Source organism: Phycicoccus sp. Root563 (assembly GCF_001427915.1).
GTDB lineage: Bacteria > Actinomycetota > Actinomycetes > Actinomycetales > Dermatophilaceae > Pedococcus.
The window spans coordinates 356109-381095 of record NZ_LMGM01000002.1 but is presented as its reverse complement, the minus strand read 5'-3'; the positions used below and the strand labels follow the sequence as shown (position 1 = coordinate 381095).

The 24987-nt window shown below is 71.8% G+C and carries 24 protein-coding genes and 2 tRNA genes; 13 read left to right on the top strand and 13 right to left on the bottom strand.

Translation table 11 applies throughout. The features are described 5' to 3' along the window. The first annotated feature begins 13 nt into the window (after positions 1-13). Positions 14-505: a thioesterase family protein gene (locus tag ASD62_RS19075; RefSeq protein ID WP_082553384.1), complete on the top strand. Its 492-nt coding sequence runs from the start codon at positions 14-16 to the stop codon at positions 503-505. Further along, positions 502-1143: a hypothetical protein gene (locus ASD62_RS19070; protein ID WP_056917782.1), complete on the top strand. Its 642-nt coding sequence runs from the start codon at positions 502-504 to the stop codon at positions 1141-1143. Before ASD62_RS19075 ends, ASD62_RS19070 begins: the two co-directional genes overlap by 4 nt. Positions 1144-1167: 24 nt before the next feature. Here the strand turns inward: ASD62_RS19070 and ASD62_RS19065 are convergent, their stop codons facing one another. From ASD62_RS19065 to pepN, 7 genes are all read right to left on the bottom strand, one after another. Next, positions 1168-1446 (bottom strand): hypothetical protein, encoded by a 279-nt coding sequence (locus tag ASD62_RS19065; protein WP_157581643.1) that lies wholly within the window; start codon positions 1444-1446, stop codon positions 1168-1170. A 117-nt stretch (positions 1447-1563) separates the two neighbouring features. Then, complete coding sequence (locus tag ASD62_RS19060) at positions 1564-3006, bottom strand: MFS transporter (protein WP_082581067.1); 1443 nt, start codon at positions 3004-3006, stop codon at positions 1564-1566. Next, positions 3003-3797, bottom strand: coding sequence for a glycerophosphodiester phosphodiesterase family protein (locus ASD62_RS19055; protein WP_056917780.1), 795 nt, complete (start codon positions 3795-3797; stop codon positions 3003-3005). Before ASD62_RS19055 ends, ASD62_RS19060 begins: the two co-directional genes overlap by 4 nt. 33 nt (positions 3798-3830) lie before the next feature. Continuing rightward, on the bottom strand, positions 3831-5570 hold the full coding sequence (locus ASD62_RS19050) for a glycoside hydrolase family 13 protein (RefSeq protein ID WP_056917779.1): 1740 nt from the start codon (positions 5568-5570) through the stop codon (positions 3831-3833). A gap of 119 nt (positions 5571-5689) precedes the next feature. Then, positions 5690-6088, bottom strand: a complete 399-nt coding sequence (locus ASD62_RS19045; protein WP_056917778.1) for a globin — start codon at positions 6086-6088, stop codon at positions 5690-5692. After that, complete coding sequence (locus ASD62_RS19040) at positions 6085-7023, bottom strand: mechanosensitive ion channel family protein (RefSeq protein ID WP_056917777.1); 939 nt, start codon at positions 7021-7023, stop codon at positions 6085-6087. The genes ASD62_RS19045 and ASD62_RS19040 overlap by 4 nt, the downstream gene beginning before the upstream one ends. Beyond that, on the bottom strand, positions 7016-9577 hold the full coding sequence (pepN, locus tag ASD62_RS19035; RefSeq protein WP_056917776.1) for an aminopeptidase N: 2562 nt from the start codon (positions 9575-9577) through the stop codon (positions 7016-7018). The genes ASD62_RS19040 and pepN overlap by 8 nt, the downstream gene beginning before the upstream one ends. 211 nt (positions 9578-9788) lie before the next feature. On the opposite strand from pepN, the gene ASD62_RS19030 reads away from it, so the two are divergent. The 3 genes from ASD62_RS19030 to ASD62_RS19020 all read left to right on the top strand — a co-directional run bounded on the left by ASD62_RS19030 (position 9789) and on the right by ASD62_RS19020 (position 12121). Further along, on the top strand, positions 9789-10415 hold the full coding sequence (locus tag ASD62_RS19030) for a DsbA family protein (RefSeq protein ID WP_056917775.1): 627 nt from the start codon (positions 9789-9791) through the stop codon (positions 10413-10415). Positions 10416-10425: 10 nt separating this feature from the next. Continuing rightward, positions 10426-10893, top strand: a complete 468-nt coding sequence (locus tag ASD62_RS19025; RefSeq protein ID WP_056917774.1) for a ribose-5-phosphate isomerase — start codon at positions 10426-10428, stop codon at positions 10891-10893. 133 nt (positions 10894-11026) lie between these two features. Next, complete coding sequence (locus ASD62_RS19020) at positions 11027-12121, top strand: PP2C family protein-serine/threonine phosphatase (protein WP_162254796.1); 1095 nt, start codon at positions 11027-11029, stop codon at positions 12119-12121. Between the two features lie 22 nt (positions 12122-12143). Here the strand turns inward: ASD62_RS19020 and ASD62_RS19015 are convergent, their stop codons facing one another. Further along, positions 12144-12647 (bottom strand): DUF4395 domain-containing protein, encoded by a 504-nt coding sequence (locus ASD62_RS19015; RefSeq protein ID WP_056917773.1) that lies wholly within the window; start codon positions 12645-12647, stop codon positions 12144-12146. A gap of 102 nt (positions 12648-12749) precedes the next feature. On the opposite strand from ASD62_RS19015, the gene ASD62_RS19010 reads away from it, so the two are divergent. Further along, entirely contained in the window at positions 12750-13418 is a 669-nt protein-coding gene (locus ASD62_RS19010) for a tRNA (guanosine(46)-N(7))-methyltransferase TrmB (protein ID WP_056917772.1), read from the top strand. A 178-nt stretch (positions 13419-13596) separates the two neighbouring features. Here the strand turns inward: ASD62_RS19010 and ASD62_RS19005 are convergent. Further along, positions 13597-13670, bottom strand: a tRNA-Pro gene (locus ASD62_RS19005). Between the two features lie 91 nt (positions 13671-13761). Here ASD62_RS19005 and ASD62_RS19000 point away from each other — a divergent pair. Then, positions 13762-13832: transfer RNA gene (locus ASD62_RS19000), tRNA-Gly, on the top strand. A gap of 51 nt (positions 13833-13883) precedes the next feature. Here the strand turns inward: ASD62_RS19000 and ASD62_RS18995 are convergent. After that, the gene (locus tag ASD62_RS18995) at positions 13884-15305 is read right to left on the bottom strand and encodes an NAD(P)/FAD-dependent oxidoreductase (RefSeq protein ID WP_056917771.1); all 1422 of its coding nucleotides are present in this window, start codon (positions 15303-15305) and stop codon (positions 13884-13886) included. Between the two features lie 95 nt (positions 15306-15400). Next, the gene (locus ASD62_RS18990) at positions 15401-16597 is read right to left on the bottom strand and encodes a S53 family peptidase (RefSeq protein ID WP_056917770.1); all 1197 of its coding nucleotides are present in this window, start codon (positions 16595-16597) and stop codon (positions 15401-15403) included. 393 nt (positions 16598-16990) lie between these two features. Between ASD62_RS18990 and tig the strand changes: the two genes are divergently transcribed. Then, positions 16991-18352, top strand: coding sequence for a trigger factor (tig, locus tag ASD62_RS18985; protein ID WP_056917769.1), 1362 nt, complete (start codon positions 16991-16993; stop codon positions 18350-18352). Positions 18353-18472: 120 nt separating this feature from the next. Continuing rightward, the gene (locus tag ASD62_RS18980) at positions 18473-18931 is read left to right on the top strand and encodes a hypothetical protein (protein ID WP_056917768.1); all 459 of its coding nucleotides are present in this window, start codon (positions 18473-18475) and stop codon (positions 18929-18931) included. Between the two features lie 154 nt (positions 18932-19085). On the opposite strand, the gene ASD62_RS18975 is transcribed toward ASD62_RS18980, so the two are convergent. Then, positions 19086-20165 (bottom strand): LacI family DNA-binding transcriptional regulator, encoded by a 1080-nt coding sequence (locus tag ASD62_RS18975; RefSeq protein WP_056917767.1) that lies wholly within the window; start codon positions 20163-20165, stop codon positions 19086-19088. Between the two features lie 79 nt (positions 20166-20244). On the opposite strand from ASD62_RS18975, the gene ASD62_RS18970 reads away from it, so the two are divergent. The 4 genes from ASD62_RS18970 to ASD62_RS18955 all read left to right on the top strand — a co-directional run bounded on the left by ASD62_RS18970 (position 20245) and on the right by ASD62_RS18955 (position 23662). Beyond that, positions 20245-21477 (top strand): MFS transporter, encoded by a 1233-nt coding sequence (locus tag ASD62_RS18970; RefSeq protein WP_056917766.1) that lies wholly within the window; start codon positions 20245-20247, stop codon positions 21475-21477. Between the two features lie 138 nt (positions 21478-21615). Next, positions 21616-22260: an ATP-dependent Clp protease proteolytic subunit gene (locus ASD62_RS18965; RefSeq protein ID WP_056917765.1), complete on the top strand. Its 645-nt coding sequence runs from the start codon at positions 21616-21618 to the stop codon at positions 22258-22260. Between the two features lie 11 nt (positions 22261-22271). Further along, the gene (locus ASD62_RS18960) at positions 22272-22937 is read left to right on the top strand and encodes an ATP-dependent Clp protease proteolytic subunit (RefSeq protein ID WP_056917764.1); all 666 of its coding nucleotides are present in this window, start codon (positions 22272-22274) and stop codon (positions 22935-22937) included. 122 nt (positions 22938-23059) lie between these two features. Next, entirely contained in the window at positions 23060-23662 is a 603-nt protein-coding gene (locus ASD62_RS18955) for a hypothetical protein (RefSeq protein WP_056917763.1), read from the top strand. Between the two features lie 10 nt (positions 23663-23672). Here the strand turns inward: ASD62_RS18955 and ASD62_RS18950 are convergent, their stop codons facing one another. Further along, positions 23673-24746 (bottom strand): TerC family protein, encoded by a 1074-nt coding sequence (locus ASD62_RS18950; protein ID WP_056917762.1) that lies wholly within the window; start codon positions 24744-24746, stop codon positions 23673-23675. Between the last annotated feature and the right edge of the window lie 241 nt (positions 24747-24987).

The window sequence follows — 24987 nt, the reverse complement described above, 5'->3', positions numbered from 1 at the left end:
ACAGGATGGGTCCATGGCAGACGAGCAGGCACCGGTGCAGGCGGACGCGGCCCCGCAGCTCCCCGAGCGCTACTGCGTCAACGTCCCCCTGAGGTGGAGCGACATGGACGCCTACGGCCACGTCAACAACGTGCAGTTCCTGCGGCTGCTCGAGGACGCCCGGGTGATCGGGTTCGAGGAGTGGTTCGGGCAGGACCGCTCCGTGCTCGCCGAGGGCATCCTCGTGGCCCGCCACGAGATCGAGTACCTCGCGCCGCTGCTGTTCCGGGTGCCCCCGATCGTCGTGCAGATGTGGGCGACGAAGATCGGGGGTGCCGGGTTCGACCTCGCCTACGAGGTGCGCGACGGGCTCGCCTCCGACGACACCGTCTACGCCCGGGCCGAGACCACGCTCGTGCTCTACGACTTCGCCACCTCGACGCCGCGCCGGATGGCGCCCGACCTCAAGGCCCTGCTCGAGGTGCACTCCGGTGAGCCCGTGCCGTTCCGCTGGCGGCGGCGATGATGGACCTGCACTTCCCCGATGCGCAGGGGCTGGACGACCTGCGCACCTACGTCGCCCGCGCCAAGGCCGCCGACGACGACGGCGCGATCCGGCTCCAGGCGTCCGGCACCACCCTGGCCGCCTACGTCGGTGTCCTGCCCGGCAGCGGCCTGATGGGGGAGGGGGCGGTCATCGGTCTGCGGGCCATGCCCCTCGCCGAGGCCGTGGAGGTCGACACCACCGTGTCGCTCGCGTCCGTGACCGACCGGCTCGCTCGCGGCGACGGCAGGACGTTGTCGCTGCCGCCGACCACGGTCAGCGTCGGATGGGCCGCCATGGCGCCTCCGCGGAGCGGCTGGGAGCGGGTGGGTTCGGTCACGGCCGACGAGGTGTATGCCGTTGCGCGAGAAGGGATTTCGCAGGTCGCCTCCGGTGCGCCTTCGGACGCCGGCGGTCAGGCGGTCGCAGCGCTGCGCCGGCACGTCTGGGGCCGACTCACCACCACGACGCCGCCAGTCCCGGCGGGCGGTGCGTTCGCGGCCTACGCCCTCGGCTTCGCCGCACCGGGGTCGGACGTGACCGTCTGGACCCACGGCCGCTGGACGCGGCTGTCGACGACGGCCGGGCACGTCCTCATCCGCGGCGGCATCCCCGCCTGACCTGCTCGGTCAGCCGGGGCCGGACTAGCCGGCCCAGGGCGGCGGTGGCCACGCGGCCGACGGCTGACGCGCCTCACCGCTGCCGAACCTGACCCAGGACGTGCGTCGCGCGCGCAACCGCGCCACGAGCTGGCGCTGCCTCCTCAGCAGGGGCGCGACCTCGGGGTTCACCGCCGTCGTGCCCCCGAGCGTCACGAGCAGTGGCGCCTGGCGCAGCTGCTCCTCCACCACGGCGAGCGCCGCCATCAGCTCGCGGACGGACATCTCGGCGCTGTCGCCCGGTCCCGTCGTCCTGTCGCCCATCGCGACCACCCCTCGGCCACCGCCCCACGGCCGGACCGCGGGGCCCACCACCCATGCTAGGACGGCATCCGCGCAGGTCAAGGGGGTCGAGGGCGACCGGCTCGAGGGCGGCGGTGGTCAGGGCTGTCGCGGCGCGATGCGCCGACCGGCGACGACGACCAGGGCGGCGACGACCGTCAGGCCCAGCCACATCGTCACGTACACCGGCACGTCCCGGCCCGCGACCGTGTGCAGGGCGGCGAACACGGCGCCGGCCGCCGCGATCCCGAGGACCGAGCCCAGGACGTCCGCGAGCTGCAGGGAGGACGAGGTGGAGCCGTGGTCGGCCGGCGACGTGAGAGTGAGCGACAGCACCGACAGGCTGGCCGTGCCGAGCCCCATGCCGGTGCCGCAGGCGACCAGCGCCAGGGCGATGAGGTAGGGGTTCCACGCGAAGTGGGTGATCGCGACGACGGCCACGAGCCCCGTGGACAGGAGCGCGCCACCGACGGAGACGAGTCGCTCGCGACGGCCGGCCCAACGGTCGCGGCCCTGGACCCACGAACCCGCCGACCAGCCGAGGGACCCGACGGCCAGGATCGTGCCGGCCGCACCGAGCGACAGGCCGCGCTCGTTGACGAGCATGAGCGGGATGTAGGTGATGGTGCCGAAGAAGGAGCAGGTCAGGAGGAACCGCGCCACCATCACCGACGGCAGCCCGCGGCGCATGACCCAGGTGCCCGGCGGCAGCAGGAGCGGCGCGCTCAGCCCCAGCCCGACCACGCCCACCAGCGCCACGAGGGTCTGCGCGGACCACCGGAGCTCCAGCGAGTGCGTGCCCCACTGCACGGCGCCCGCGGAGGCGGCGATGGCGACCCCGAGCCAGGCGGCCCGGGCGTGCTGGCGGTGGTCGCGGCCCGAGGCAGCGACCCCCTCGTCGGCGGCGGCGATCTGCCCACGCCGGGCCACCACCGCCAGCAGCGCCACCACGACGGGTGCCACGACGAGCCAGAACACCCAGCGCCACGACCACGTCGTCGTCACCCACGCGGCGACCGGTGGGCCGAGCAGGGAGGGAAGGACCCAGGCGGCCGAGATGACGCTGAACACCTTGGGGCGCAACGACTCCGGGTAGGCGCGGCCGATCACGACGTACCCGGCGACGATGATGAGCCCGGCACCCAGACCGGCCACGCCACGGCCCGCCAGGAACAGGCCGAACGAGCCTGACGAGCCGCACACGGCGCAGCCGATGCCGAACAGCAGCTGGCCGGCATACAACGAGGGAAGGGGACCCGCCCGGTCGGCCCAGACCCCCGCAAGCACGATGCCGAGCAGCTGCGTGGTGAGCATGACCGAGAAGGCCAACCCGTAGGACCGCACGGCGTCGAGCTCACGGGCCGCCTCGGGCATCGCGGTGGACACGGCCATGCCCTCGAAGGCGATCACCGTGATGAGGGCGACGAGGGCGACGGACAGCAGGGCGTAGGCGGGCGCGAAGACGCCGGGCCGTGGCGGCGCGACCCGCGTGGGTGCGTCACCGACGTCAACCTGCTCCGGTGCAGGCCTGGGCGAGCTCACCGGCCCAACGGTACGCCGCGCTCGGCGAGCACCTCGGCGAGCGTGTCGGTGCGGTCCGTGACGATGCCATCGACGCCGAGGTCGAACAGTCGGTGCATCTCGGTGGCGTCGTCGATGGTCCAGACGTGCAGGTGCTTGCCCATGGCGTGCACCCGCTCGACGAGGGCCGGGGTGACGAGGTCGAGACGACGGCCGCCGACGACGTGCCCGGTGGGGACCTGCAGGACGGGCGCGGGGGAGCGCAGCCAGTCGGCGACGACGGACGGCGCGAACCGCAGCACCGCCACCTCCGACGGGCCGGCGGCCGTGGCCACGGCCGGACCGAGCAGCGCCCGCACGGCCCGCAGCCGGCGGCGGGAGAACGACCCGATGCAGACCCGGTCGAACGCGTCGTGCCGCCGCACCACGTCGGCGAGCCGCTCGACGGCACCGTCGGCCTTCACATCGATGTTGACCCGGGCCTGCGGGAACTCCTCGAGCAGCTCGGACAGCAGCGGGATCGGCTCGGTGCCGTTGACGCGGGCGGTGCGCACCGCGGCATATGGGAGGTGGGCGATGGTGCCGCGCGCATCGGTGACCCGGTCCAGCACATGGTCGTGGAACGCGAGCAGCTGCCCGTCGCTCGTCGCGTGGACGTCGGTCTCGAGGTAGCGGTAGCCGAGGTCCACGGCGTGCCGGAACGCGGCGAGCGTGTTCTCGAGGTGGAGGTTGGCCGCCACCTTGGCACCGCCGCGGTGCGCCAGCCCGATGGGGGTCGGCGCATCGAGGTAGGCGAAGTCAGCGGCACGCACGGCACCAGTCTGCCGTGCGTGCCGCTGGCCGGCTCAGACGGCGGCCCAGACCGTCGTGTCGGTGGGAACCGCGCCGTCGTCGGCGAGGGGGCCCGAGGCGACGAGGACGGTCGCGCCGGCAGGCAGCCGCACGGCGTCGGCACCGAAGTTGGTGAGGACCAGGGTGTCGCCGGCGTGCTGACCAGTGTTGAGCACGGCCACGACGTCGTCGCCGAAGCCGTCCACCGACTGCAGGCCACCGGTGCCGAGCGCGCGCTCGCGGCGGATGCGCAGCAGCGAGCGGTACAGCTCGAGGGTGGAGCCCTCGACGCCGTCCTGCTGGTCCACGGCGTACTCGCCGTAGACCTCGGGCTGGGGCAGCCACGTCTGGTCCGAGGGGCCGAACCCGAACGCCGGGGCGTCCTTCTCCCACGGGATGGGCACCCGGCAGCCGTCACGGCCGATCTCGGCGCCCTCGGTGCGGATGAACGTCGGGTCCTGGCGGAACTCGCCGGGCATGTCGGTCGAGTCCGGCAGGCCGAGCTCCTCGGCCTGGTAGAGGTACGCCCCACCCGGCAGCGAGAGCATCAGCGCCGTGGCCGCCCGCGCCCGCTTGAGGCCCAGCGCGCGGTCGGGCTGCGGGTCCGTGGCGCTGATGCCGTTCGGCTGGCGCTCGCCGACCGGCAGGCCGAGCCGCGAGGCGTGCCGGACGACGTCGTGGTTGGACAGCACCCAGGTGCTCGGGGCGCCGACCGAGTCCGCGGCCTCGAGGGACGAGGCGATGATTGAGCGGAGCTCCTCGGCCGTCCACTGCGCCTTGAGGAAGTCGAAGTTGAACGCCTGGTGCATCTCGTCGGGGCGGACGTAGCGGACCGCGCGCTCCTGCGGACGGACCCAGGCCTCGGCGCACAGGATGCGGTCGGGCGTGCCGTAGCCGTCGAGGACCTTGCGCCAGCGGCGGTAGACGTCGTGGACGGCGTCCTGGTCCCACATCGGGGGCACGGGGGAGCCGGGCTTGAGCTCGCCGTCGAGCAGGTGCTGCTCCACGTCGTAGTCGGGCAGCCCCTTCTCCTTGACCAGGCCGTGGGCGACGTCGACACGGAAGCCGTCGATGCCGCGGTCGAGCCAGAAGCGCAGGATCGACTCGAACTCGTCGCCGACCTCGGGGTTGTCCCAGTCGAAGTCGGGCTGCTTGGTGTCGAACAGGTGCAGGTACCACTGGCCGGGCGTGCCGTCGGGCTCGGTGACCCGGGTCCAGCCGTCGCCGCCGAAGACCGAGCGCCAGTCGTTCGGCGGGAGCTCACCGTGCTCGCCCTTGCCGTCACGGAAGATGTAGCGGGCACGCTCGGGGCTGCCGGGGCCGGCGGCCAGCGCCGCCTGGAACCACACGTGCTCGTCGCTGCTGTGGTTGGGCACGAGGTCGACGATGATCTTCAGGCCGAGGTCGTGTGCCCTGGCCACCAGCTCGTCGGCGTCGGCCAGGGTGCCGAACAGCGGGTCGATGTCGCGGTAGTCGGCGACGTCGTAGCCGGCGTCGGCCTGGGGCGAGGTGTAGAAGGGGCTGAACCAGATCGCGTCGACACCCAGGGCCTTCAGGTAGGGCAGTCGCGCGGTCACGCCCGGCAGGTCGCCGATGCCGTCACCGTCGGCGTCCGCCCAGGAGCGGGGGTAGATCTGGTAGATCACCGCGTGGCGCCACCAGGCGGCGTCGGCCGAGTCTGCGGGGTGGAGGAGGTGGGTGGGGTGCGTCCCGCCGAGGGTGGCGTCGGACGTCGTGGAGAGGGTGTCAGTCACGGGAAACCATGGTGAGGCATCACGACCCGTGGACGAAACCGGGTTCCCGCCGTCTTGCCTTGTGGGCGGTCGGACGACCACCGCCCGGTATGGCGCGGGGTGCCGGATCGGGCGTCGGCTCAGTCCTCGTCGAGGCTGTTGACCAGGCTGAACGCGGCGCGCTCGAGGTAGTCGCGCAGCAGCAGGTCGTTCGCCGGGGGCAGGTCGAGGGTGTCGACGGCCGCCATCATGTGCAGGAGCCACCGGTCCCGCTGGGTCGGCGTGACCTTGAAGGGGTGGTGGCGCATCCGCAGCCGGGGGTGACCGCGCTGCTCGGAGTAGGTCGTCGGGCCGCCCCAGTACTGCTCGAGGAACAGGCGCAGCCGCTCCTCGGCCGGACCGAGGTCCTGCTCGGGGTAGAGGGCGCGCAGCGCGTCGTCGGTCGCGACGCCGCGGTAGAACTCGTGGACGAGCTTGCGGAAGGTCTCGTGCCCGCCGACCTCGTCGAAGAAGCTGCCGAACTGGCCGGAGGTGCTCACGGGGTGCCCCCGGCCGGGCCGAAGGGCGTCATGACGGGAGCCTTGATGCCGTGCTCGTCGAACGCCGTCTTGACGCGCTCGCGGATCTCGCGGGAGACGCCGTACTGCTGCTCCGGCGCGGTCTTGGCGATGACGCGGATCGTGACGACGTTGCCGGTGATGGACTCGACGCCGACGACGTTGGGCTCCTCGAGGAGGAGGTCGGCGAACGCCGGGTCCTCGTCCAGCTCCTTCATGACCGTGCGGATGACCGCGACGGCGCGCTCGATGTTCTCCGCGTAGGACACGGGCAGGTCGACGATGGCGGTCGACCAGCCCTGGCTCTTGTTGCCGATCCGGATGATCTCGCCGTTGCGGATGTACCAGACCACGCCGCTGCCGTCCCGGAGGCGGGTGACCCGCAGCGAGACCTCCTCGACGGTGCCGATGGCCTCACCGGTGTCGACGACGTCACCGACGCCGTACTGGTCCTCGAGGATCATGAAGATCCCGGAGAGGAAGTCCTTGACCAGGCTCTGCGCCCCGAAACCGAGCGCCACCCCGCCGACGCCGGCAGTCGCGAGCAGCGGGGCGAGGTCGAGCCCTACGGCCGACATGACGGTCAGGATCGTGACCAGCGCGATGACGAAGGTCGCGCTGCTGCGCAGCAACGAGCTCATCGTCAGGGTGCGCTGGCGGTGCCGCTCACGGTCGATGCCCGCCGCCGCGGCCAGGGCGTTGCCGGCCCTACCGACGCGCCCCGGCTCGTGCGAGCGCCGTGCGTCGGACTTGGCCAGGGTGATCCGGACGACCCGCTTGATCGAGCGCAGCGCCAGCCAACGCAGGACCACGCCCGCCAGGATCGTCACGACCACCTGGAGGGGGGCGCCACGGAACCAGTGCCACACCCCCTCGGGGGTGAGCGTGACGAGGCTGTGCAGGAACGACTCAGGCATCGGCGTCCCGGGACTGGGCCTGCAGGGCACGGGCGACACCGTCGCGGTTCTCGGCCACGAGGCGCACCAGCCCGGCGGGAGCGTCCGGGTGGCTGTCCAGCCACGCCTGCGAGGCGTCCAGCAGGCCCTGGTCGGCGAGGACCGTCGGGTAGTAGGTCACGAGGATCGACTCGGCGATCGCGTGGGTGCGCGACTCCCAGATGTCGAGCAGCGCGTCGTGGTACCGCTCGACGTACGGGCGCAGCAGCTCGGTGTCGAGCGCCTGCGTGAAGCCCAGCCCCGTGGCCTCGACCACGGAGTTGGGCAGTGACGCGTCCTCGACGCCGTCGTGCCACGCCTGCGCCTTGACCTTGGCCGTCGGGCGGGCTGCCAGGGCGCGGGCTGCGCGCTCGCGACCGGTGGAGGTGTTGTCGCGCGCCTGCTCGGCGGCGATCTCCTCCTCGGTGGCCGACCCCACCGCGGCGAGCGCGGTGAGCAGCATCCAGCGCATCTCGGTGTCGACGGCCAGGCCCTCGAGCGACCCGGTCCCGTCGAGCAGACCGCGCAGGAAGTCGGCGTCCGCGCCGCCGCGCTGCACGGCGGCATACGCGGTCAGGAGCTGGAGCTGGGCGTCGCTGGCGGGTTCGGCGGCCTCGGTGAGGGCGCGCAGTCCGGCGGTGACGGTGGTCAGGGCCGCGTCGCGGTGGTCGGGGGCGACGTAGAGGCGCGCCGCGCTCTGGAGCTGGGCCAGCACGGTGCGCAGCATCGTCGAGTTGGTCTCGCCGGGCAGGGAGGCCAGGACGAGGTCGATGAAGGCACGCGCCGACATCTCCGCGTCGCGGGTCATGTCCCAGGCGGCACCCAGGACCAGGGCCCGGGGGAGGCTGTCCTGGAAACCGCGCGGGTGGGCCAGCGCCGTCGCGAGGGACCGCTCGTCGAGGCGGATCTTGGCGTAGGCCAGGTCCTCGTCGTTGACGAGCAGCAGGTCCGGCACGGGCCGGCCGACGAGCTCGGGGACGGCCGTGGACGCCCCGTCGACGTCGAGCTCGAGCCGGTCGGTGCGCACCAGGACGGGGCCGTCGGCCTGCTCCTGCACGGAGTACAGACCCACCGCGAGGCGGTGCGGACGCAGGGTGGCGTAGCCCTCGGCGCCGGTCTGCTCGATGGTCGCCGAGGAGATCAGGCCACGGTCGTCGACCTCGACGACGGGGCGCAGGGTGTTGACGCCCGCGGTCTCCAGCCAGAGCTTCGACCACGTGCCGAGGTCGCGGCCCGAGGTGGTCTCGAGCTCTCCGAGAAGGTCCTGCAGGGTGGTGTTGCCCCACGCGTGCTTGGCGAAGTAGGCGCGCAGGCCGGCGACGAACGGCTCACGGCCGACGTAGGCCACGAGCTGCTTGAGCACCGAGGCGCCCTTGGCGTAGGTGATGCCGTCGAAGTTGACCTCGACGTCCTCGAGGTCGCGGATCGGGGCCACGATCGGGTGGGTGGAGGACAGCTGGTCCTGGCGGTAGGCCCAGGCCTTCTCGCTGATGCCGAAGGTCGTCCACGCGGACTCCCACTCGGTGGCCTCGGCCTGGCAGGTGGTCGACGCCCACTCAGCGAAGGACTCGTTGAGCCACAGGTCGTTCCACCACTTCATGGTCACGAGGTCGCCGAACCACATGTGGGCCAGCTCGTGCAGGAGGGTGAGGGCCCGGCGCTCGACGATGGCCTCGGTGACCTTGGCGCGGAAGACGTACGTCTCGTTGACGGTCACCGCGCCGGCGTTCTCCATCGCGCCCATGTTGTACTCGGGCGTGAAGAGCGTGTCGTACTTCTCGAACGGGTACTCGCAGTCGAACTCGTTCTCGAAGAACGTGAACCCGCGCTTGGTGCAGTCGAAGATGTTGTCGGCGTCGAGGTGCTCGAGCATCGACTTGCGGCAGAAGATGCCGAGGGGCACCGCACCCTTGCGGGTCTGCACCTCGTCGCGGACCACGGCGTACGGGCCGGCGACGAGCGCGGTGATGTAGCAGGACATCCGCTGCGTCGCGGCGAACTCCCAGCGGGCGACGCCGTCACGCACGGGGCTCGGTTCCGGGGTGGGGGAGTTGGACACGACCTCCCAGTGCGAGGGAGCCGTGATGGTGAAGGCGTAGGTCGCCTTGAGGTCGGGCTGCTCGAACACGGTGAACATGCGACGGCAGTCGGCCACCTCGAACTGCGAGTAGAGGTAGACCTCGTCGTCGACCGGGTCGACGAAGCGGTGCAGCCCCTCGCCGGTGTTCATGTAGGCGGCGGTCGCGTCGACCGTCAGGGTGTTGTGCTCCGCGAGCGACGGGAGCGTGATGCGGACGCCGTCGAAGTGGGTCGCCGGGTCCAGCGACTCACCGTTGAGGGTGATCGCCTCCACCGAGGGGGCGATGAGGTCCACGAACGTGGACTCCCCGACCTGGGCGCTCGTGAACGTCACCGTGGTGGTGGTCCGGAACGTCTCCTCCGACGTCGTCAGGTCGAGCGCGACGTCGTAGTGGTCGACGGCGACGACGGCCGCGCGGGCGACCGCCTCGTCGCGGGTCAGGTTTGTGCCGGGCACTGAATCTCCTGCAGGGGTTGGTCCACGTTTCGGCGCCAATCCTCGCACGCGCGGAGGGGTGTTCCCGCAACGGTGGGTATGGCGCCGCGTCGCCTCCCGGGTCCGCGTCGCGGCCCCGGTCAGGTTGCCGTGACGTCAACCAGCCCGGCCCCGGAGCGTTCCTCCGGGCCTCGGGTGCGGTCGGCGCGGGGGCAGTGGCAGGATTGGTCGGGTGACTGCTTCCGACGCTGCCCAGACCCGTACCTCCGCCGAGTTCTGGTTCGACCCGCTCTGTCCGTGGGCCTGGATGACCTCGCGCTGGATGATGGAGGTCGAGAAGGTCCGCCCGGTGGACGTGACCTGGTCGGTCATGAGCCTGGCCGTCCTCAACGAGGGGCGCGACCTGCCCGAGCAGTACCGCGAGATGATGGACCGCGCCTGGGGCCCCGTGCGCGTCATCCTTGCCGCCGCGGCCGAGCACGGCGACAAGGTCATCAAGCCCCTCTACGACGCCATGGGCACCCGCATCCACCTCGGTGGGGAGAAGGACTACGCCAAGGTGATCGTGCCGGCGCTCGAGGAGGTCGGCCTGCCGGTCGAGCTCGCCGAGTTCGCCGACACGGACGCGCACGACGACCGCCTCAAGGCCAGCCACCAGCGCGGCATCGACCTCGTGGGCGACGACGTGGGCACCCCCGTCATCGCGGTCGACGGGGTCGCCTTCTTCGGCCCGGTCGTGAGCCCGGCGCCCAAGGGCGAGGCCGCTGCGAAGCTGTGGGACGGCTGCGTGCTCGTTGCCGGCACGCCCGGCTTCTTCGAGCTCAAGCGCAGCCGCACCGTCGGCCCCATCTTCGACTGAGAGGCCTGCGATGCGCGTCCACATCGGCGGCGACCACGCCGCATACGAGCTGCTCGGTGAGCTCGTCGCGTTCCTCGAGGCCGAGGGCCACGAGGTCACCAACCACGGTCCGCACACCTACGACGCCGAGGACGACTACCCGGTGTTCGTGCTGCGCGCCGCCCGCGCCGTCGCAGCCGATACGGACTCGCTCGGCGTGGTGCTCGGCGGCTCGGGCAACGGCGAGCAGATGGCCGCCAACAAGGTCGCCGGCATCCGCGCCGCGCTCTGCTACAACGAGGAGCTGGCCCGGCTCGCGCGTGAGCACAACGACGCGCAGGTCATCTCCATCGGTGGGCGGATGAACACCGTGGACGAGGCCAAGGCGATGGTGCGGACGTTCCTCGCGACACCGTTCTCGGGTGCGCAGCGACATGCGCGTCGCATCGACATGGTCAGCGCCTACGAGCAGGACGGGACACTGCCCGACCAGCCGTGATCTGTGGATTTCTCGGCCCCGGAGAGGTCAGCCCACTAGGCTGCTGAGGCAGGGCTGGAGACGGGGCCAGTCCGCCCCCAATGACCCTTCGGGGTGCCCTGCACCCCCGACCGGCCCGAAGGAACTCGCACTGGTGGACGTTGGCAGGTCGGTCCTCGCGCGTCGGTCCCTCATGACGCGGTTCCAGCGGACCCGGAGCCGTTTCGGCCGGTGGGGGACCGGCAGCACGTTCGCGCTCCTCGTCGTGGCCGACCTCCTGCTGTTCTGGGCCATGGCCGCGATCGGGACCTCGATCCCGTTCTCGGGGTACGTCCTCGTCGCCGTGCTCGCCGGTCTCTTCCTGGCTCCCCGCGTCCTCGCGGCGGGGGACGCGCTCGTGCTCCTCACCGCTGCGCTGACGCTCGTCAACCGGGGTGGTGGTCCGCCCTACTACGGTGCCTACACGGTCCTCGTCGTCGTCATGGTGATCATGTTCTGGGTCGCCGCGTCCCGGGCCCGGCTCGGGGTCCAGGGCAACCTGGGCGAGACCATGCTGGTCGACCTGCGTGACCGGCTGCGCACCCAGGGAGAGCTGCCGCCGATGCCGCCGGGCTGGGGCGCCGAGCTGTCGGTCCTGTCCGCCTACGGCGACTCGTTCTCCGGTGACTTCCTCGTGACCAACAAGTCCGACAACATCCTCGAGCTGGCACTCGTCGACGTCTCCGGCAAGGGCATCGCAGCCGGCACCCGGTCGCTGCTGCTGTCCGGTGCGTTCGGCGGCCTGCTCGGGTCACTGCCCTACGACCAGTTCCTGACGGCTGCGAACTCCTACCTCCTGCGCCAGCAGTGGGACGAGGGGTTCGCGAGCGCCGCGCACGCCTGGATCAACCTCGAGACTGGCGAGTACAGCCTCGCCTCGGCGGGACACCCCCCGGCCGTGAGGTTCTCCGCGGGTTCGGGTCGCTGGAAGGTCCTCGAGGGGGACGAGGGCCCGGTGCTCGGGGTCACCGACGCCGTCGGCTTCCCGCGCGTGCGGGGCACGCTGCGCCGCGGTGACGCCCTGCTGCTCTACACCGACGGGGTCATCGAGGTGCGCAACCGCGACCTGCGCGACGGCATCGACCGCATGCTCGGGACGGCCGAGCAGATGATCGGGCGCGGGTTCGAGGGGATGGCGGCGAAGATGTGCGCCGCGGCCCGGGCCGGCGAGACCGACGACCGGGCTGCGGTCCTGGTCTGGCGCCGCTGACCGCTCAGACTGTTCCGTCCGTTCAGGCCGGGGAGGCCGCCTGGCGCTGGGCGGCGCGCTTGCCGATGTCGGCGCACTCGACGCAGATCGACTCCGGGATGATCCCCAGCCGCATCAGCCAGCCGAAGACGATGCACCCGACGCAGACGCCGGCCAGCGACTCCAGCGCCGGGAAGACCACCATGACCACGCCGATGACGACCACAGGGACGATGGCTCCGGTGAGCCACAGGGCGGTGGCTGCCACGGTGAACACGGCCCCGATCGCCGCCGCGAACCGCTTGGGCGGTCCTGCGGTCCAGCGCGGCGGCGTCGCCACCCGGGGCCGGATGACGCGGCGGACGAGCTGCGCGATCGGGCTGGCCGACGGCCCCCACCCGGTACGGAGCACGAAGTCCACGGCGAGGACGCCGTAGAGCCACCACTGCTGCGTGGCCAGGGCGACCACGGCGAGCACGAGGACGACTCCGGCGATGAGGCGCACGGCGATCTCGTCGACGATGTTGGGGAAGCGGGAGATGCGCATGGACACATTATGGATCACATAAGCAACAGTTATCGCCAGCGTCCCGTCCCTCGGTCCGTGCCGCGATCCCGGCCGCGGCGCCGGTCCTCCTAGGCTGGGCCCATGGAGCCCATGCGCGACACCGGCCGGGTCCGGTCGTACGGCGCTCGCCGCGGCCGGCTGTCCGCCCTCACCCTGGACCGGCTCGAGCGGCTCGTGCCCCTCCACGGGATCCCCGAGGGCGTCCTCGACCCGGCCACCGCGTTCGGGCGCACGGCCCCCGTCGTCCTCGAGATCGGCTGCGGCCACGGCGCGGCGGCGCTGGCGTATGCCGCCGCCCACCCCGAGCACGACCTCCTCGCCGTCGACGTGTTCACCCCCGCGCTCGCCCGCATGCTGGCCGAGGCCGAACGCAGGGGCGTGGGCAACCTCTGGATGCACCGCGGCGACGCGGTCCAGCTGCTCGAGGAACGACTGCTCCCCGACACGCTCACGGCCGTGCACCTGTTCTTCCCCGACCCCTGGCCCAAGGGCAAGCACGTGAAGCGGCGCTTCCTCGCGCCGTACAACCTCGACCTGGTTGCCTCCCGCCTCGTGCCCGGCGGGCACCTCCTCGTGGCCACCGACCACCCCGTGCACGCCGCCCACGCCCGCGTGGAGCTCGGCGCGGACGCGCGGTTCGAGGTGACGGAGGGCGAGCGGCCGGACTGGCGGCCCACCGACGGGTTCGAGGAGAAGGGGCACCGCGCCGGAAGGTCGACCACGGAGTTCCGGGCCGTCCTGCTCGACTGACTGCCAGCACCCTGATGACTCCGGTCGCGGGGTCAGGGCCGTGCCGAGTGGTCCTGCTGTCTCGGGGTCTCGGGGTAGCCGGACGCCGCCGTCGCGTCCGGGCTCCTTCGTCGCCCGTGCGCTCCGGTTCCAGTCATCCGGCACCCCCGCCGACGGCCTGCGCAAGCTTGGCCGTTCGTCGGGGTAGCCGGATTCGAACCGGCGGCCTTCCGCTCCCAAAGCGGACGCGCTACCAAGCTGCGCCATACCCCGTGGACGGCGAGCCGATTTCGGCTCACACGATCGCGGGCATTAGGCTAACGCCTCGGATCTGCAGCGCCTCCGAGGGGCTGTCCCGGTCCATGCGGGCGTAGCTCAATGGTAGAGCCCTAGTCTTCCAAACTAGCTACGCGAGTTCGATTCTCGTCGCCCGCTCAGCAGAAGGGCCCCACCGGTGGTGGGGCCCTTCGTCGTCCCGCTGACCGCTCAGAGGCCGTACTCCTCGAGCAGCCGCAACCAGATCTCACTCATCGTGGGGTAGGACGGGACCGCGTGCCAGAGCGTGGTGAGCGGCACCTTGCCGACGATGGCGACGGTCGCGGGGTGGATGAGCTCGGCGACGTCCTGGCCGACGAAGGTCGCCCCGACGAGCACCCCCGCGTCCTCGTCGACGACGATCCGCGCCTGCCCCTGGTATCCCTCGGCCTGCAGGCCCGACCCGGACGCCTTGTCCATCGGCAGGTCGACGACGCGGATGTTCAGCCCGCGCTCGCGGGCCTGCGCCTCGGTGAGGCCGGCCGCCGCGACCTCGGGGTCGGTGAAGACGACCTGGGGGGAGCCGAGGTCGTCCGCCCACGGCGTCGTCTTTCCCGCGTCGGGCTCGCGACCCGCGGCGCGGGCGCCGATGAGGTCACCGCAGGCGCGGGCCTGGTACTTGCCCATGTGGGTGAGGAGGGCGATGCCGTTGACGTCACCCACGGCATACAGCCAAGGCGTCTCGTCCGAGAGCCCCTCGACCTCCATGCGCTCGGTGACCGAGACGTAGCCGGCCTCGGTGAGCTCGGCGCCGACGGAGTCCAGTCCCAGCCCGTGCGTGGCCGGGGTGCGCCCCACGGCGACGAGCAGCTCGTCGGCCACGACGGTTCCGCCTCCCTCGAGGTGGACGGTCACCTCGCCGGTGGGACCGAGCCGGGAGACCTCCTCCGCCTTGGTGCCGGTGCGCACGTCGACGCCGTCACGCCGCAGGGCCTCCTCGACCGCCGTGCCCGCGAACTCCTCGTTGCGACCCAGGAGCCCGGGCGCCTGCTCGACCACGGTCACTGCGGAGCCCAGCGCCTGGAAGACCTGGGCGAGCTCGCAGGCCACGACCCCGCCGCCGAGGACGGCGAGACGTTCGGGGAGGCGCCGCGTCGTGGTCGCCTCCCGGTTGGTCCACGGCTTCGCCTCACGCAACCCCGGGATCGGGGGCATGGCGGGCGTCGTGCCGGTCGCGAGGACGACCGCATGGCGGGCACGCACCTCCCGGCCGTCCACCTCCAGGGCCTTGCTGCCGGTTAGGCGGCCCTCGCCCCGCAGGAGGGTGATGCCGACGTGGTCGAGCCAGCCGACCTGGCCGCTGTCGTCGAGGTGGTTGATCCAGGAGTCGCGGCGGTCGAGGACGCCCTGGGGGTCGAGGTGCGCGCCGTCCGACCCCTGCACGCGTTGGGAGGCCCGCGTCGCGTGGATCGGGCGCAGGAGCGCCTTGCTGGGGGAGCAGGCGTAGAAGCTGCACTCGCCACCGACCAGGTGCTTCTCGACGATCGCCACGGTCAGGCCGGCCTTGTGTGCGCGGTCGGCGACGTTCTCGCCGACCGGCCCTGCACCGATGACGACGACGTCGAACTCCAGGGGCTGCTGCTCGCTGCTCATGGTTCAAACCTAGGTGGGCCCGCGCGGTCCTGCCCGACGGACGGACGACGGTCCCCGAGACAGGTGCCTCGGGGACCGTCGGTGGCGCAGGTGGATCAGAACGCGGACGTGCCGTTCGGGGTGCCCAGGCCCGTGGGGCCGTCCCAGCCCGACTTGGCGGTGCACCACGAGGCGCAGGTGCCGTTGGAGCCCGACGTCACGTCGAACAGGCCCGCCTGGTTGGCGTACGGGAGCGTGTTGGCGTAGCCGGCCGTGTTGCCGCTGAGCGCGTAGACCGAGGCGACGATCGGCGAGGAGAGGCTGGTGCCGCCGTACTGCGCCCACGACGAGGAGCTCTGCGTGGTCGGGGCGTAGGTGGCCAGGCCCGTGTTGGGGTCGGCGACCGCGGAGACGTCGGCGATGGCGCGACCGCTGCAGGCGGTCATGGCCGAGGTCTGGCCGGCCGGGGCCGCGTTGAGGGTGGTGCAGCCCGAACCGGCGCCGCTCCACGCCGACTCGTTCCAGCCGCGGGCACTGGTGTCCTTGTACAGGGACGTGCCACCGACGGCCGTCACGTAGTGCGACGAGGCCGGGAAGCTGCCGCCCTGGTAGCCGTTGTCACCGGTCGAGGCGGTGACGGCGATGCCGGGGTGGTTGTAGGCCGCACCGTAGGAGCTGTCGGCGAGGTCGCCACCGCCGTAGCTGTTGGAGATCGCCGCGACTCCGGCCTGCTTGGCGGCGGTGTTCACCGCGGCGCCGAGGTCGGCCAGGCTGGCGCTGTTGGCCTGGACGAGGACGATCTTGCAGGAGGGGCAGGTGGCCGAGACGGCGTCGAGGTCGAGCGCCTGCTCGCCGGCCCAGCCGGCGTTGAAGCGCGGGAGCGAGGTGCCGCCGGTCTGGTTGATGATGCGCAGGCATCCGTTCGCGGTGGTGCAGGCGGACTGGCCCCACTGGCTGCGGTAGACGCCGAGGTCGCGCTCGGCGTTGGGGTAGCCGTAGGCGTCGACGATGGCGACGGTGCGGCCACCGGCGGACAGCCCGGTCACCTTGTAGGCGCTCTGGATGTCGGCGGGGGTCTTCCCGGAGATCGCCTGCGGCGTCACCGGCTTGCCCGAGGGGCTCACGGCAGCGCCGGAGCCGTCGACCAGCTTCTCGGCCGAGCACGCGGCGACGGTGGGGGAGGACGGGGTGGCACAGACACGGGTGGCGTGTCCGCGTGCCGACGGGGCCGCTCCGGCGGCGGTGACCGTCGTCGCGGCGAGCCCGAGCGAGGCCGAGGCCGCGAGGGCGACGGCGAGGATCTGCTTGCGCATGCGTGGGTTCTCCTGTGTGGGGGGAGAGGTCGGCGGCTGCCGTCCCTGGTCGGACTCTCACCGGCCACCGGGGGACGAACCGTGACATTCGTCATCGTCGGAGCCACCTGACGAAGAAATGACGGCAGTGAGCCGAAGACTTTGCCCGGATTCGTGACAGATGTCGTGGGTGCCCACCCGGCCCGCACCGATAGCCGCACCGTCCGCGCGGGGTCCGGCCGGGCGCTCCCCGCGTATGGCGCGTGGCGCCTCCCGGCGGTGCCGGCGGCCTCGGTTCGGTGGCACGTCCGGCAGCGGCTACGATGGGTTTTTGGCCCGCGCGCGCCCACCGCCGGTGTGCAGGGCCCTTCCTTTGCCCCGCCCGTTCCCCACCTGAACCTGGAGTACCCCGCAGTGAAGAGTGCCGTCGAGACCCTCAACCCGACCCGGGTCAAGCTGACCGTCGAGGTGCCGTTCGAGGAGCTCAAGCCCAGCCTCGACGCGGCATACGCGACCATCGGCTCCCAGATCCAGGTCCCCGGCTTCCGCAAGGGCAAGGTCCCCAGCCGCATCATCGACCAGCGCGTCGGCCGCGGTGCCGTGCTGCAGGAGGCCGTCAACGAGGCTCTCCCGCAGTTCTACGGCCAGGCCGTCGAGGAGAACAAGGTGCGGCCGATCGGCCAGCCCGAGGTCGACGTGACCGAGGTCCCCGCCGAGGACGGCCAGGACCTCAAGTTCACCGTCGAGGTCGACGTCCGTCCCGAGGTCGAGCTCCCCGAGGACTTCAGCGCCATCACGGTCGAGGTCGACGAGGCCAAGGCGTCCGACGAGGACGTCGAGGAGCGTCTCATCGCGCTCCAGGAGCGCTTCGGCAGCCTCACCGGTGTCGACCGTGCCGTCGAGACCGGCGACTTCGTGTCCATCGACCTCGACGCCTCCATCGGCGACGAGGAGATCGACTCGGTCAAGGGCATCTCCTACGAGGTCGGTTCCGGCAACATGCTCGACGGCCTCGACGACGCCCTCGCCGGCATGACCGCGGGCGAGACCAAGAACTTCACCGCCCCGCTCGCCGGTGGCGACCACGAGGGCGAGGACGCGGCCGTCACGGTCACCGTCCAGTCCGTCAAGGTGCGCGAGCTGCCCTCGCTGGACGACGACTTCGCCCAGCTGGCCTCGGAGTTCGACACGCTGCGTGAGCTGCGCGCCGACGTGACCAAGCAGGCCGAGCAGGCCAAGAAGTTCGAGCAGGGCGTCCAGGCCCGCGACAAGGTGCTCGAGCACCTCCTCGAGACCATCGAGATCCCGGTGCCCGACGCGCTCGTCGAGGCCGAGGTCAACGCCCACCTCGAGGGCGAGAACCGCCTCGAGGACGACGAGCACCGCGCCGAGGTCGACGAGAGCACCCGCAAGGCGCTCCGGGCCCAGTTCCTGCTCGACGCCATCGCCGAGAAGACCGACGTCAAGGTCGAGCAGCCCGAGCTCATCGAGTACCTCGTCATGTCGGCCCAGCAGTACGGCATGGACCCCAACCAGTTCGCCCAGGCGATCGACCAGCAGGGCCAGGTGCCCTCCATGGTCGCCGAGGTCGCCCGTCGCAAGGCGCTCGCCAGCGTGCTCGAGCAGGCCAAGGTCGTCGACACCACCGGCGCGACGATCGACCTCAGCGAGGTCACCGCGACCGACGTCGCGTCCGAGCTCGCCGACCACGACCACGAGGGTCACGACCACGACCCCGAAGGTCACGACCACGACCACGAGGGTCACGACCACTGACGTCAACGGCGGTCAACGACCGCCAAGCGCAGGCAAACGTATGCCGTGTCCCGGAATTCGGGACACGGCATACGTCATTTGCCGGATTGCTGACAGGGGCCCGCCCCTGAGTCTTGTCCCATGGACAGGGCCTCGTTCCACAAGCTGCGGCTGGCGGTCCAGGAGAACGCCAACCCCGCGGACGACCACCACGTCGCGGCGCTGCAGGCCACCCTCCAGAAGGGCCTGGTCGGCAGCCGCCTGTTCGCCGAGGTCGAGCTCGGCCGCACGCAGGACGTGGACCGGATGATCATCGGCATCTGCCGCTGTGCCGACGACGTCGCGCCCTGGGAGGCCGGGGTCGGCGTGGAGCGACTGTGGGGTGTGGCGGCTCTGGACACCCGCTGGGAGATCCACCTCGTCTCCGCGAACGACGGCTACATGGAGTTCGAGGGCGCCGTGACCACGGACGCCCAGGGGCGGTACGTCACCGTCAACCTGGTCGCCGAGCCGGCTCGCGTCCCCGACCCGACGCAGGCCCAGTCGGTCACCGAGGGCACCGACGGTCCGCCGCCGCGGAGCGCCACGATCGACGCCTGACCGACCGGCACGAGGGCGCCTCCCCGGCGCGGGTCGACCCCGGCCGTGCAGCGGTGCGTTCCTGCGAGCCGCCCGGCGCGGTCCTCGTGGCCGCCCCAGATCGCCGACCGGTCCATCCCCCCTGGACCGGTTCGTGCCCCCGCCCCCGTCCGCCTCAGGCGGGCGGGGGCGTCGTGGTGGTGCCCACGCGCAGCGTCACCGGGGCCACCTGGTCGTCGGGGCGTTCGCCGTCGAGCAGGCGGCGCAGCAGCTCGCCGAGGCTGCGTCCCTTGCGCTCGCCGTGCTGGTCCATCGTGGTGAGCGTGCCGGCGAACCAGGGGAGCTCCACCCCGTCGAAGCCGGTGACGCTCAGGTCCTCGGGGACGCGCAGGCCCAGCTCGTCGGCGGCGCGCACGACGCCCATCGCCAGGAGGTCGGACTGGGCGACGACGGCCGTGGGACGCTGACCGACCGGCCGGTCGAGGAGCAGCCGGGCGGCGGCGGCCCCCTGCTCGACATCGGGCAGCGACGTGGCGGCGAGGAGGCCGGGTCGGCCGGCGAGGTCGTACACGTCGAGGAAGCCCAGGGCCCGGTCCCGGCTGTCGGTGAAGGTCGCCTCGCGCAGGGCGGACACGTCCACGAGGCCGGTCGTGGAGTCGGGGCGCAGGGGCATCATCAGGTGGGCCACCCGCTGGTGGCCGAGGTCGCGCACGTGTCGGGTGATGGTGGCGCTGGCCCCCCGGTTGTCGAGCGCGAGCTGGACCACGCGCGGGTCCGCCGGCGAGCCGTCCCCGAGCATGGGGATGCCGCGGGCCGCCAGGTGGTCGACCGCCGGGTTGTCGTCGGGGCCGCAGAGCGAGAAGACGACGGCGTCGAGCGCGGTCGCCCCGAGCTGGGGGACGGCCTTCTCCGGGTGCCCCGCGTGCTGGGCGATGAGGAGCATCCCGGCCGGGATCTCGTCCAGCACCTGGGACAGGCCGTCCAGCACGCTCACCGCGAACGGGTCGCGGAAGGCGTGCAGGAGCCGGCCCTCGACGATGACACCGACGACCCCGGAGCGACCGTTGCGCAGCGAGGAGGCGAGGGGGTCGGGTCCGGTGTAGCCCAGCTCGACCGCCGCGGCCCGCACCCGCTCGGCCGTCTCGGGCGCCACGGGTCCCTTGCCGCTGAAGGCGAGCGACGCCGTGGAGGTGGACACTCCGGCGGCCTGGGCCACGGCGCGGAGCGTCGCCCGAGGTTGACGGGGAGTGGTCATGCGGGACAGACTATCGAAACGATTCGATCGAATCGATTCGACCTCCGTACCAGACCCGCGCGTCGCGCAGGAAGCCACCGTGAACCACACCTCCCTCGACCGTGCCCGGGTCGTCTCCGCCCGCAACGCCGTCTTCATCGTCTTCGCCCTCGCCGGCGTCACCTTCGCGTCCTTCGCGTCCCGCATCGCCGACAGCAAGGCCGAGCTCGGCCTCAGCGCCGGCCAGCTCGGTCTCACCCTGTTCGCGGCGTCCGCGGGGTCGCTCACGGCGCTGCCGTCCGCAGGGCGGGTCGCCGGTCGGATCGGGGCCGCGCGCACGATCGTCGTCGGCATGGTGCTCGGGTTCGCCGGGCTGCTCGTCGTGGCCCTCGCGGTCGACGTCGCCCAGTCGCGCTGGCTGATGGCCGCCGGCCTGTACTTCGTCGGGATGGGTGTCGGTCTCTGGGACGTCGCCATGAACCTCGAGGGCGCCGCGGTGGAGCGGCTGCTCGGCAAGACGGTCATGCCGCACTTCCACGCGGCCTTCTCCGGGGGCACGGTGCTCAGCGCCCTCATCGGCGCCGGTATGTCGTGGGGGAGCGTGCCGCTGCTGGTGCACTTCGTCGCAGCCATCGTCGTCTCGGCCGCCCTGGGCCTGTGGGCCTTGAAGTCCTTCCTCCCCCGTGAGGTCGAGGTGAGCGACGAGGCGTCGACCGCCGAGGGCGGCGCCGTCGCGACCAAGCCGCGCTCGGCGTGGCTGGAGCCGCGCACCCTGATGATCGGGCTGGTCGTGCTGGCCGCGGCCTTCACCGAGGGCACCGCCAACGACTGGATCGCGGTCGGCTTCGTGGAGGGCCACGACCTCCCCGCCTGGGCCGGCGTGCTGGCCTTCGCCTCCTTCCTGTCCTTCATGACCGTCGGGCGCCTCGTCGGCACCCGCTTGCTCGACCAGTACGGCCGCGTCCCGGTGCTCCAGGTCACCTTCGCCATGGCTGCCGTCGGCTCGATCATGGTGATCTTCGGCAACGTCTGGGTGGCGTACCTCGGCACCGCCGTCTGGGGTGTGGGCGCCTCGCTGGGCTTCCCCGTCGGCATGAGCGCCTCGGCCGACGACCCGGCCCGCGCAGCCGCCCGCATGTCGGTCGTCGCCACCATCGGCTACACCGCCTTCATCGCCGGGCCCCCGCTGCTCGGATTCCTCGGCGACCACTTCACGGTGCTCAAGGCCCTCATGGCCGTCACGGTCATGGTCGCCGCCGCGATGCTCGTCATCCCGGCGACGCGCGAGCCCGAGGCCGCGGTCGTCGAGCGGGAGCCCGCAACCCGCTCCTGACGCAGGCGTGCGGCGCCCGGCGGCCGGGCGCCACACGCACGGCTGTGCGCTCAGGGCGAACATGCGGTGGATCGGGGACTTCCGCCCGCCACCTCCGCGTTAGGGTCACTGACAAGCACAACCCCGAGCGATGGAGACATGGTGAGCACACCACACGAGATCGTCGCCGCTGCCGAGCGGCCGCAGGGTGGTCTGGACGACCACATCTACAACCGTCTGCTCAAGGAGCGGATCATCTTCCTCGGCTCGGACGTCCGCGACGACAACGCGAACGCGATCTGCGCGCAGCTCCTGCTGCTCGCCGCCGAGGACCCCAGCAAGGACATCTGGCTGTACATCAACAGCCCCGGCGGATCGATCTCCGCGGGCATGGCGATCTACGACACGATGAAGTGGATCCCCAACGACGTGGCGACCGTGGCCATGGGCATGGCGGCCTCGATGGGCCAGTTCCTGCTCTCCGCCGGCACCCACGGCAAGCGCTACGCCACCCCGCACGCCCGCGTCATGATGCACCAGCCTTCGGGTGGCATCGGCGGCACCGCGTCGGACATCAAGATCCAGGCCGAGCAGATGCTCTACGTCAAGAAGCAGATGGCCGAGCTGATCGCCGAGCACACCGGCCAGTCGAAGGAACAGATCGAGAAGGACTCCGACCGCGACCGCTGGTTCAGTGCCGACGAGGCCAAGGAGTACGGCTTCGTCGACCACGTGTTCAGCAGTGCCGCCCAGGCCGGTGGTCGGGGCGCCAGCGACGACAACCCGGTCACCGGGGACAAGTGAGGGACGGACAGATGAACTACAACACCAACCCCGCCATGCACGGCGGGCTCCACGTCCCGGCTCCGTCGAGCCGCTACATCCTGCCGCAGTTCGAGGAGCGCACCTCCTACGGCATGAAGCGCCTCGACCCCTACACGAAGCTGTTCGAGGACCGCATCATCTTCCTCGGCGTGCAGGTCGACGACGCGTCCGCGGACGACGTCATCGCCCAGCTCATCGTGCTGGAGTCCCAGGACCCCGACCGCGACATCCTCATGTACATCAACAGCCCCGGTGGCTCGTTCACCGCGATGGCCGCGATCTACGACACGATGCAGTACATCCGCCCCGACGTGCAGACGTTCGTCATCGGGCAGGCGGCCTCGGCCGCCGCGGTGCTGCTGTCGGCGGGTGCCAAGGGCAAGCGGTTCGCCCTGCCGAACGCCCGGATCCTCATCCACCAGCCCGCCCTCGAGGGTGGCATGGGTGGCCAGGCGTCCGACATCGAGATCCAGGCCAACGAGGTGCTGCGCATGCGCACCTGGCTCGAGGAGACGTGGGCCCAGCACTCCGGTCGCACGCCGGAGCAGGTTCGCAACGACATCGAGCGCGACAAGATCCTGTCCGCGCAGGAGGCCAAGGAGTACGGCCTGATCGACGAGGTCCTCGCCTCGCGCAAGGGCACCTTGGACGACTGAGTCGCCCCGCACGTCCGGTATGCCGTCCGCTCACCGCCCACGCACCGCGTGGGACCCGGAGCGGGCGGCATACCTGTGCGTGGTGGTGGGAACGGCGGCGGTGGCCGTCCCGTCCCAGCGCCATGAAACGCGCAGCGCTGCTCGTCCTGGTCCTCGCGGTTGCCCTGGTCGTCGTCCCCGGGACGGCCGCGTTCGCCTGCTCCTGCGCCGCGCCACCGGTGGCCGACCAGGTCACCAGAGCCGACCTCGTCGTCCTCGGGACGGTGGGAGAGCCGGCAGGCGACGGAACGGTCGTGACCTACCCTGTCGAGGTCACCGTGGCGTTCAAGGGGACGCCGCCGCGCACCGTCGAGGTGCGCAGCCCTCGTGACGGCGCGTCGTGCGGCCTCGAGGTGGTGCCGGGGCGCGAGTACCTGCTCTTCGCGACCGATCGGGGCGGCGCCCTCGAGGCCGGGCTCTGCGGCGGGACCGCGCCCGCGAGCGCCGAGCTCCAGGCCGGGGTGGTCGCCGTGACGGGGGCGGGGCACCCACCGGTGCGCACCCCGGGACCGCCGGCGTCGGGCACCGCGCCCTCGGCGAGGTCGAGCGGCCGGTCGGTGGGGGCCGCTCACGCCCCGGGGCCTCTCGGGCAGCGCCTGGGCGCGGGGGTCCTTTCCCTCGCGGGGATCGGCACCCTGGCGGCTGCCGCCGCCGCGGTCCTGCTGGTGCGGCGGCGGCGGCTCTGACCGGTGGGGCTCAGCGCAGGGCGGCGCGCTCCGGCTCGGGGTCGGCCTGACCACTAGAGCGGTCGTCCCCGTGGTCGGCCTCGTCGCCCCGCGTGGCGGCCAGGCTGGTGGCCGTCACCACGGCGAGGATGCCGACGATCACGCCCAACGAGGCCAGGGTGGGGATCTCCGGCGTCGAGGGCCACACGCCGTGCGCCCAGTGCAGGACGAGCTTGACGCCGATGAAGCCGAGGATGGCGGCGAGGCCGTAGCCCAGGTGCACCAGCCGCGACAACGCCCCCTCGAGGACGAAGTACAGGGCGCGCAGGCCCAGCAGCGCGAAGGCGTTGGTCGCGAACACCAGGTACGGGTCGCCGGTGATGCCGTAGACCGCGGGCACGGAGTCGACCGCGAAGACGATGTCGGTGGCGAGGATGGCGACCGTCACGAGGGCCAGCGGGGTGAGGGCGCGACGGCCGTTCTCGCGGATCGTCATGGCGGTGGAGTGGTACTCGTCCTTGACCGGCATGACCTTGCGGAGCAGGCGGACCGTGCGCATCCGGTCGATGTCGATCTCGTGGTCGTTGCCCTGGACGGCGTCCTTGAGCAGCTTGAGCCCGGTGACCAGCAGCACCGCCCCGAAGAGCAGGAACGTCCAGTCGAACGTCTTGAGCATCTGGGCGCCCAGGGCGATGAACACCCCGCGCAGGGCCAGGGCCCCGACGACGCCGATGAGCAGCACCCGCTGCTGCAGCTCCTTGGGCACGGCAAAAGCCGCGAGCAGGAGCATGAAGACGAACAGGTTGTCGACCGACAGCGACTTCTCGACGAGGTAGCCGGTGTAGTACTCGACACCGATCGTGCTGCCGTGCTGCGACCAGATGTAGCCACCGAAGGCGACCGGGAGGCCGATGTAGAACGCCGACCAGCCGAGCGCCTCCTTCATGGAGACCTCGTGCGGGCGTCGGGTGAGCAGGAAGTCCATCACCACGAGGGCGACGACGGCGCCGATGCTGACCGCCCACAGGAGCGGGGTGCCGATGGAGTCACCGGTGGCGGGATCGGCCGCGGCGGTGAGGAGGGACGGGGAGGAGAACGAAGACATGGATGACCTCATGGCTAGTCGTCCGAGGTCTCCTTCACCGCCTGGGAAATGCGGCGCCGCCCGGAAGCACCATGGGGTGCTCGTACTGACCGGACGGACTGTGGGAAGTACTCCCCTCGTGCTCAAAGGATACCGGGGGTGCGGGACGGTCACCAACTCGGAGGCTTGTCCGCCCTCAGCGGACAAGGGCGACGGGAGCCCGACTCGGCGGTTTCAATGGAGCCACGGAGGTATGCGGCGT